At 53.1% G+C, this 9073-nt stretch carries 2 protein-coding genes; both read left to right on the top strand.

The window, feature by feature from the left end; genetic code table 11:
- The first annotated feature begins 671 nt into the window (after positions 1–671).
- Positions 672–3245 (top strand): hypothetical protein, encoded by a 2574-nt coding sequence (locus tag C7382_RS08995; RefSeq protein ID WP_116679948.1) that lies wholly within the window; start codon positions 672–674, stop codon positions 3243–3245.
- On the top strand, positions 3242–9073 hold a 5832-nt coding region (locus C7382_RS08990; RefSeq protein ID WP_317042951.1), incomplete at its 3' end, for an RHS repeat domain-containing protein. The genes C7382_RS08995 and C7382_RS08990, both read left to right, overlap by 4 nt.

Here is a 9073-nt window from a genome sequence, read left to right as displayed (position 1 = left end):
TGACTACCACCATTTACGACTACAAAACTACTGCTTTTGAGGTTACTACAGGCTGTCATAACCACTAAAACGTTTGCTTTAGATGGCATGATAGGGTGTAACGGTATCAAAAGCAGTTACTTTAGATACCATTACAGGCTATCATGACTATTAAAGTATTTGCATTTGATGGCATGATAGGATGTAACGACCATGAAAGCATTTGCTTTAGTAGGCATGATAGGCTATAGTAACCTCAAAAGCGTCTTAGAAATATGTTTCTACCGCAGTAGAACGCCTACTTTTCGTTGTTGTGTCATCTGTACCGATAGTTTTCGATGTATGACACCGTGATTGGCTGCTTTGTCTCCGTTATTTCATCGTCTAACCGGTCATTTGGCCGATGAAGAGGCCGATGAGCAGCATCTTTTTGTTTTTTGCTATCCGAATTGTTAGTTAGCATATTTGCATTGAAATGTTTGTCATTGAATTTGCTTTTTCGCAAGAAGTTTTCTATGTTTGCTGTCGGATAGTCGTCAATAAGAACAAAAAAACTATCTTAATGCTGACAAAATCTTTTTTATCGGGTTGTTTTGCCGATAGAATCTGTAAAAGAAGATGAAAGCATGTCCTATATTGCAGATTATCGGATAGTCGTTTGCCGACTACCGTCTTATATATGAGAAAGAGCTATGATACATGCCAGTCGCTACTTTTTGGCTGCTGTTTTCAGCGGCCTCTTTGTCTGCTATCAAGCGGCAGCCCAGTCTCCCGGGGGTGTTTCGGGATGTGAACTTTGGTATCGAACCGAGTCGGTAACAGATGATCTGCATGCCGATTATCACTATCGTGATTTTTCCGGCGATACGACACGCCTGCTCTACTTGCGGGATGGCGTATGGAAAGAGTTCAGGCAGCAAAAATCCCACATACGCACCTATAATTTCCATCCGGCACTCAATCTGTCGGTGACCCATCCGGATACGGCCAAGATCAGCCGCTTGCGTCGTAGCGATCTGTCCCAATGCACCATCGTGGGTGTTTTTGGCCCGCGATCTTCGGGCTTGACCTCCGACAGATTGCTCTACGGGGTAGATGCCCGACCGGGCAAAGGTTTTCTGGTCAGCAAGACCAAAGCCTTTCATGGATATCATCCCGACACCATCGGCTATTCGGCAAACAATATTGGCAACCTGCTTTCCGGCCTCTCATCTCCGTCTGCTTTCCGAGAACAAGCTTTGCGCGTTCTTTCCTATCATCGCAGCACGGCTCCGACTACCGGTGTATGGTCAGCTGTCGGTCAGGAGGCCACCTTGATCCAAGGTGTCGGTTCTGTAACGGGAGCATCCTCCATCCAAACAGCCTTTGGCAGTCTCTTGAATCCGTTGGGCGCATTCGATGGCTATACCCCTGAAATGATCGTTTATGCGCGCAAACTGACCCCCTTCGAGCAGGTTCAAATCAGCAGTTATCTCTCCATCAAATATGGCATCACTCCCACTCATTCGATCTATCGGGGGACTAATTTGTTGCGTGATTACGAAACAGGCAATCGTTACAATCATCGGTTGGCCGGCATCATGCGAGAGCGTTCTTGGGATCTTTATCAACGCGTCGGGACGACCTCCTATGAAGAGGCCGACAATTATAGCGACCAGTACGACAGCTTCTTCGAGAGCAATCCCTATAATGAGACGAGTGAGCATCGGCTGTTGAGTATTGGCCGAGAGGACGGGAATACGATGGATGAGGGTAGTTATCTGCTTTGGAGCGACAACGACAGGCCTCTGACGATGGCTCCCGTGGCAGCATTCGACGGTCTGCTCTTGATGCAGCGGGGGTGGCAGACCTATTCCGGAGGAATGGCTCCGCCGACAATACAAAAAGAAAACTTGTGGCAGTCGCAGTTGTATCTAACGATAGCTTCAGGTTCTTATTACACCTCGTTCTCTCAAAAAGAAATGAACCAATTGAGTCGGGCCGTCACGAAAATTCCGTTCTTGGAAGAGACCGGCAGTTTTTCTTTCTTTCGGAACCAGCTCCAATGTGAATACGTCCGGATAGGTTTTTCCGTCACAGATGCTGCCGTATCGGGTTCGACCTGTTCCTATGGTTATCAAGTTCGCAGAGATGGTCGCATTTATATCGTAGTCAATAATACGGTTGGGAATCAGGTTGCGACGGCCGGAGCCAATGACAAGATCAGCATTTGTAAAAACAAGACACAGCTCTACCTGCGCATAGGCTCACGAGTAGTTGCCTCCTCTTTTATTTCGATTCCGGTTTCAGACCGTTCCAGAAAGTTTTTCGGCATTGTGCAGTTCAAAGGAATCAATACCGGTGAAAATAATCTAACTGTTCTCACGCAGTTGCGATCCGGCGGTTTCTATGATACGGGAAACAAAGTAGAACTCTCTTATTCTATTCCTCCCATGCAGGTTCCGATGTCCGATATGCCCCATCAGGTTTTCTTATGTCGGAATATGAATGATGACTTTTACACAATAAACAAAATTGAATTTATTCGAGCCTCAGAGGTCGATCCCCAGCGGCAAAAAGTTATTTTCCACAATCTCTTTTGGGATGCCAAGACTTACTTCCGATTCGGCTATATTACTCGTACAGCCATCTCTATCGACACTGAATCACCGGACTGTGACGGCATGCGTTCACAGTGTAACGGCTCGGTGGATCTGTTGATCTTGAGCATGACTCCCGAATATGAGTATGTGTTGAGCGACTCGATCTCACCGACTGAACCTCGGCACGAGGTTTGCAGGGGGATCAGTTCCGATACGCATCTGCATATCGGCAATCTGGCCGAAGGCTATTATACCTTGGAGATATTCTGTGACGGAGAGTTGTCCGAAAGTCTCTCCTTCTTCTTAGAAGCAGAGTGTCGCAAAGCTCAGCAGCAAGCCGAGGCAGAGCTTCAACCGGCAGAAGAGGAGCTGATGCAGTCCTTATCGGATCGGTTCTTGGTTTATCCGTTGGATGCATCCGAAAAGCGATTTAGAGCGAAATACTGCACGGATGAATCCGAAGCGTTCAGTCTGCTGGTATTTGACGCAACAGGACGTATGATTCTCAAACGAGAGAAATACGCGGTCAAGCCGGTGCATCATCCGGCGCTCCCACCCTTTTGGGAGGAACCGGCACCCAAGGATTCAGTACCTCCCTTTATGCGGGAGTGGGAGCTAATTTGTTCGATCTCACATTTGCCAGCGGGACTCTCGGATTCCAACTGGGATTCTCAAGAAGTGTGAACGAGGATGTATTGGCATTCATGGATCTCAACGGAGACGGACTGCCCGACAAAGTATTCAAAAAGAACGGAAGAGTTTTCTTTCGAGCCCAGATACCGGGTGCATACGGATCCACTCCCACCTTCTCTGCTCCCCGCCCAATACAAGGACTTTCCACCCTCTCCAAGGGAGTCACTACTGCCGTCGAAAAGGGTGCGAAAGGCATTGTCGGCATCGGCCCCATAAGCTTTGCAAAAGGACTCAGCTTCCAAAACAGCTATAGTATCAATAAAAACTACTTTGCCGATGTCAATGGAGACGGATTGCCCGATTACGTTTCGGGTGGGCGTGTTTACTTCAATTGTCCGGTAGAAGAGAACGGGTTGGTCGTTCCCCGATTCCTCCTTGGCAGCCAAGCCAGTCCCAATCCGATTCAAGGCAGTCCGCTGACCATTCCGGATGATGAGTACGAATCCGGAGAGAGTCCGGACTCTCTCCAAGTCTATTCGCCCATGCAGGATATCGTCCGTGTATGGACGGCTCCCGTGAGCGGAGAGATCACCATCGGAGGAGCAGCACAACTACTGCCGCCCGAAGAAGGGTATGATACAGACGCTTACGCTCATGCCGACGGTGTGCGACTGGCCATCCAACACGGGGCGGCCGAATTGCGTCAATTACAAATCAACAAAGGAGACCACCTTCCTCATTCGATGAGTATCTCCCGACCGATCAATGTGAGTCGGGGAGACAAGATCTACTTCCGTCTGCAAAGTGGAAACACTTCCACGAGCAACGGTAACTTCGACCGTGTGAAATGGGCACCGACCGTCTCCTATCTGACAGATGCCGGCGGTCCTGTCATCGCAGGGGTTGGAGGTACTCCATTGGCAGAGATGGACGAAAACAATTCGTTGAGAGGCTCCGGCGCAAGAATGCAAGAATCGGGTGATCACCATGTTTTTGCTACGGGAACGGATACCAATGGCTATCCTCTCGGGTCGTATGAATCGTCCCGCTATATTCAAGAGGACGGCCATGGCATGATCAAGTTGCCTGCCGGCGTGACCTCTTTTACCCTCTCGGGCAGCATCGGCAAGGAAAAGACATCGGACGGCATCCTGTTCTCCATCTGGCCGCAGCTAAATCTTTCTGAGGGCAGCCTTCAGCCGATAGGAGGCACCACGACCGCCCCGTCTATATCTCAGCTGTGGCAGCAGGCTATGCCTGCCGCCGCCGGCCAACAGACGATCCAAACCACTTTCTCGGGGCTTCAAGACACCGTCTTTATGCTCAGAGGGGAAGCCGGCACGCAAATCGCATGGGAGAAAGTATCGACGGATCTGAAGATTTCTTATTCCCTCCCGACAGATACCACTACCATCACACTACCGATTGTCCCGAAGCTGAGGCGTTATGCCGAATTGTCTCCTTCGAGTATTTTCATGTTCATGCAACCGGTCAGTGGAGCAGCATCTATCGGTCATATTCATGTCTTTGCTCCCCCGACAGGAGTTTTCTCCCAAGAAGAGCTCCGACGTCCCTTCCGGATGGTCGCCAAGACGGCCGATGGCCTTGTGTCCGAAAGGATGCTGTCGCTGGCACAGGCGATAGCCGGTACCCAATTCGAGTTTGCCCTCGAACCCCTCAAACAATTTGAAGTCAATATATTGACGAATAATTATGCCTTTGCCGAGAAGCTCAAGAATCATTGCTCTTTCGGCTATATCGGCAACGGTATGGGTATTGAGGGCGTTTCGTTAGGGATCTACATCCCCAATGATTCGTTGGATCTCTATGCCACTAATCACCGCAACTGGGGACAGTTCATTTACAATGCCGGCGGAGACCGCTACAGCCGCCCCATTGACGAAGCAGCTTTGGCCAATCCTTATGGAGAAGATCCCGAAAATGTGAGTTCGCTTGATCTGCCTTTCTTCCCGTTACGGGCAGAATCGGCTCGCAAGAGATGGCTCGGATCCAATCCCGAACTATATGTGGCGGGAGATACCGTATGTACGGGTCGTCTGTATGCGAACGACGTGGTCAATTCGGGTGTGAAGGTGCGAGGCGCAACTCTCTCAGCGGGCGAGGTACAGGCTGTTCCTTTGGTCTCCAAGACCAAGAGCACATCGGACTACACCGGAGTATTCATCACTACATTCTCTCAGGCAGGAGGGAAGAGCCAAACGGAAATGGGCTATCAGGATATGAACGGCGATGGTTATCCCGATATTCTCACGCCCAAGAGGATTCGCTATACGAATGCTTTGGGGCAAATAGAAGAAGATCTCTCCCTTGACGGGTCCACGACTTCGAATAATACGTCGGCCTCCGCAGGTCTGGGCGGCAACCCCGTCCATGCCTATTCAGTTGTCAGCGATATCGCCAAAGGCAATTTCAAGAGTCTCGTCGGATCAGACCAAAACCAGGCCACGGATTCGCGAGCAGCTAATTTCCCCCTTTCGGTGGATTTATCGCAACAGCATAACGAGGATACCGCCGAGTCCGCTTTCATTGATGTCAACGGAGACGGATTGCCCGATAAGATTTTCAAAGGCGGAAGCGTGGCTTACAATTTGGGTTACGGCTTCACCAATCCGGTTCCTGCCTTCGGCATAGCGGATTTACGGTCGGGACAAGCCGCATATACGAGCGGTGGTTTGGGGTTGGGCTTCTCCATAGGAGCCGGCTCCATTTCCGGCGGTTTTGGTTATTCGCAGTCCGACAATCATGAGACCTATTCATTCAGCGATATGAATGGTGACGGACTTCCGGACTACATCCATGTAACGGGAGACGGTGTCTATGTATCCCTCAATCGAGGCGATCATCTGGCATCGCCGATCCGGTGGGGATCCGTTGATCAATATAGTCACAGCCAGTCCGTGTCGGAATCGGGCAATATAGGCGCGACCGTATCTTTCCCCGTCTTTTTCCTGAAGTTTTCTGTGAATATGGGCGTTTCGGTCTCCCAATCCTTGAGTCGTCCCCGTACCATGCTGGCTGATGTGGACGGGGATGGTTATCCCGACTGGGTCAGATCAGAAGATGCCAACGGTCTGTCGGTACATCTATCCTCCATCCGCAGAACCAATAAGCTTAAGCAGGTGCGCAATTCGGTGGGCGGCAGCTTCACGATCGACTATACCCGCACGACACCCGACCCGCAATTGCCGGGCGGAAAATGGGTGATGAGCAGCCTCCGCATCGATGACGGCGTGCAGGCGGATGGTGTGCCGAGCATGATGCGGTTCGAGTATGCTCAGGGGCGGCACGACCGTCGCGAGCGTGAATTCATGGGCTTCGGCTCTGTCGTCACCATTGATGTGGATACGAGACCGACGCAACCGACTGACTACCGTCGTCGGGTGAATGTCTATGACGTGAGCAACTACTACAGACGAGGACTCGTTTTGGAGAATCGGGTAGAGACTCCCACGGGACAGAAGTTGACCGAGACGGCAAACGAATACGATGTCTATCGCCTGACAGCCACGGGTAATCTCTACACCTTCTTCAAGGACAATACCTATGCGGCAGACAACGGCTCGGCCTATGCCCCGCTTCGCTACACACGCAGCCGACAGTACGAAGGCAGTCAGTCGCTGGTGGTTTCGACCGTTTGGAATGACTACTACTTCAATACGGGCCGCTATGGCGAACTCAAGAGCGGGCGCTTCAGCGAGAAGGGTACCCTCCGTCCGGACGGATCCGGCACATACGATTATCAGACAGATGTCTTTTATACGGACTTCCCCGGCCGCTATGTTCTGGGCCTGCCGGTCCGGTTCGAAGTGCGGGGCGCCTCCGGTGCCCTGCTCCGGAGCATAGAAGCCACATATAACACCGAAGGACGAATGCTCAGCTTCAGCCGGCAGCTGAATGCCGATCGTCGAGCCGTCTTCTTGTTCGACTACGATGACCTCGGGAATCTGATCAAGAAAACCCTTCCCTCTGCGACGACGGGAGGGGACGCGATGAGCTTCTCCTATACCTATGACAACTATAAGCGGCAGTTCATCACCGTCATAACGGATGGAGAGGGGCTGACCAACACATTCGATTACGACTACGACTACGGCGTGATGACCCGCTTCACGGACACGAACGGACAAGAGCATACGAGCTCGATCGATGCCTTCGGGCGGTTGGTATCGATCAGCGGCCCCTATGAGCAGTCAACGGTAGGCAATGTCCCGACGAAACCGCTTATCAAGCATGAATATCAGCTCACGGGCACGAACGGAGGGTCACCGGTGGCGTCACCGCTTAATGCCGTCACCACCCATTACGACTACCGGAGCAACAAAACGGTTCGGACGTCCACCTTCAGCGACGGGTTCGGTCGGGTTGTGCAGGTCAAGAAAGACGGCGTGATCGCAGGGGGAGCCGACAGTCTGCGCTGCCTGATCGTGAGCGGGCGGGTGCAGTACGATGCCTTCGGCCGGGCCGATTCGACCTATTATCCGACGACGGAGAGCGATCTGTCACGATTGAAGACCTTCACCGCCGCTCCGGATCAGATCGCCCCGACTCGTACGATCTATGACCGGACGGACAGGCCCACTTTGGTGATTCTGCCCGACGGCAGCCGTACGCAGAGCACCTACGGCATCGACGCCGGCCTCCATGCGCTGACCACGACGATCACGGATGCCCTGGGCAACCGCGTCCGGACGGGAACGAACGGAAGAGGTCTGACGCTGCTCAGCCAACAACTGAGCGGCCCTCAGGGCACGATCACGACCCGGTTCGAATACGACGCCCTGAGCCGCCTCACCAAGGTGACGGATACGGAAGGGAACGAAACGCTCTCGACCTATGATATGGGCGACCGTCGTACGGAACTCACGCATCCTGCCTCGGGAATGACTACCTTTGCCTATGACGACAGAGGTCTGCTGACGGCTCGGACCAACGAAGGCAGCACGATCAGCTACGAGTATGACAAGGCCGGCCGGCCGACGCGAGTCGTCACCCTCAACGGCAGCGTCGCTGACAGCGTGAGCTACTACGGGAATGTGCACGCCCCCGAGGGCGAACGGGGCCGTCTGGTGCTTCGGGAAGACCGCACGGGGGCGAGCGCCTACCGGTACGGCCGACTCGGAGAAGTGACCGAGGAGGTTCGCTCCCTGGTGGTTCCAAACCAACGGGTATTCACCTTCCGGACGAAGTATGATTACGACAGCTACGGCCGTCTGCGCGAGGTGGAGACCCCCGATCGCGAGAGGGTGAGCTACCACTATGACGACGACGGCAATCTCTACCGGATCACGGGTCGTGCTGTGACGGGAGTCGGGACGCCGGATAACACCCTCTATCGGACGGGTATCCGGTACGACAAGTTCGGCAGCAAGGCGCGGGAGCGGAACGGCGACGGTACGACGACCACCTACGCCTATGACAACCGCAGACGCCTGACGTCCATGCAAGTGCAAAAGGGATCGGGTTCGCCGCTGTTGTCGAATGCCTACGGCTATGATGCGGTGAGCAACATCCTCACGGCCGAGACGACTTCCGGCGCGAACGGATGGGGTCAGATCAGTCAGAGCTATACGTACGACGGGCTCTATCGCCTGACCTCCGCCACGGGTCAGAAAGCCGGCGGCACGGGCACGGCCTACAGCCTCACGATGAGCTATGACAATATGCACCGGATTGTGAAGAAGAAACAAGACCTCCGTCAGTCGAACGTTCAGTTCGCGGGTCAGCTCTCGGCGGGCTACGAATTGGACTATGCCTACCGGGGCGAAGCGGGGAGCCGCTTCCGCCTCGACACGCTCCGAGACAGACACTATTGTGTGGAGGGTGCGCCCGTTGCGGGAGACGAAGAGCGTCATGCGTAC

Source organism: Porphyromonas loveana (assembly GCF_003096695.1).
In the GTDB taxonomy this organism is placed as follows: Bacteria; Bacteroidota; Bacteroidia; order Bacteroidales; family Porphyromonadaceae; genus Porphyromonas; species Porphyromonas loveana.
Note: the sequence above shows the minus strand (reverse complement) of the source record. Positions and strands in the feature narration are given on the sequence as shown.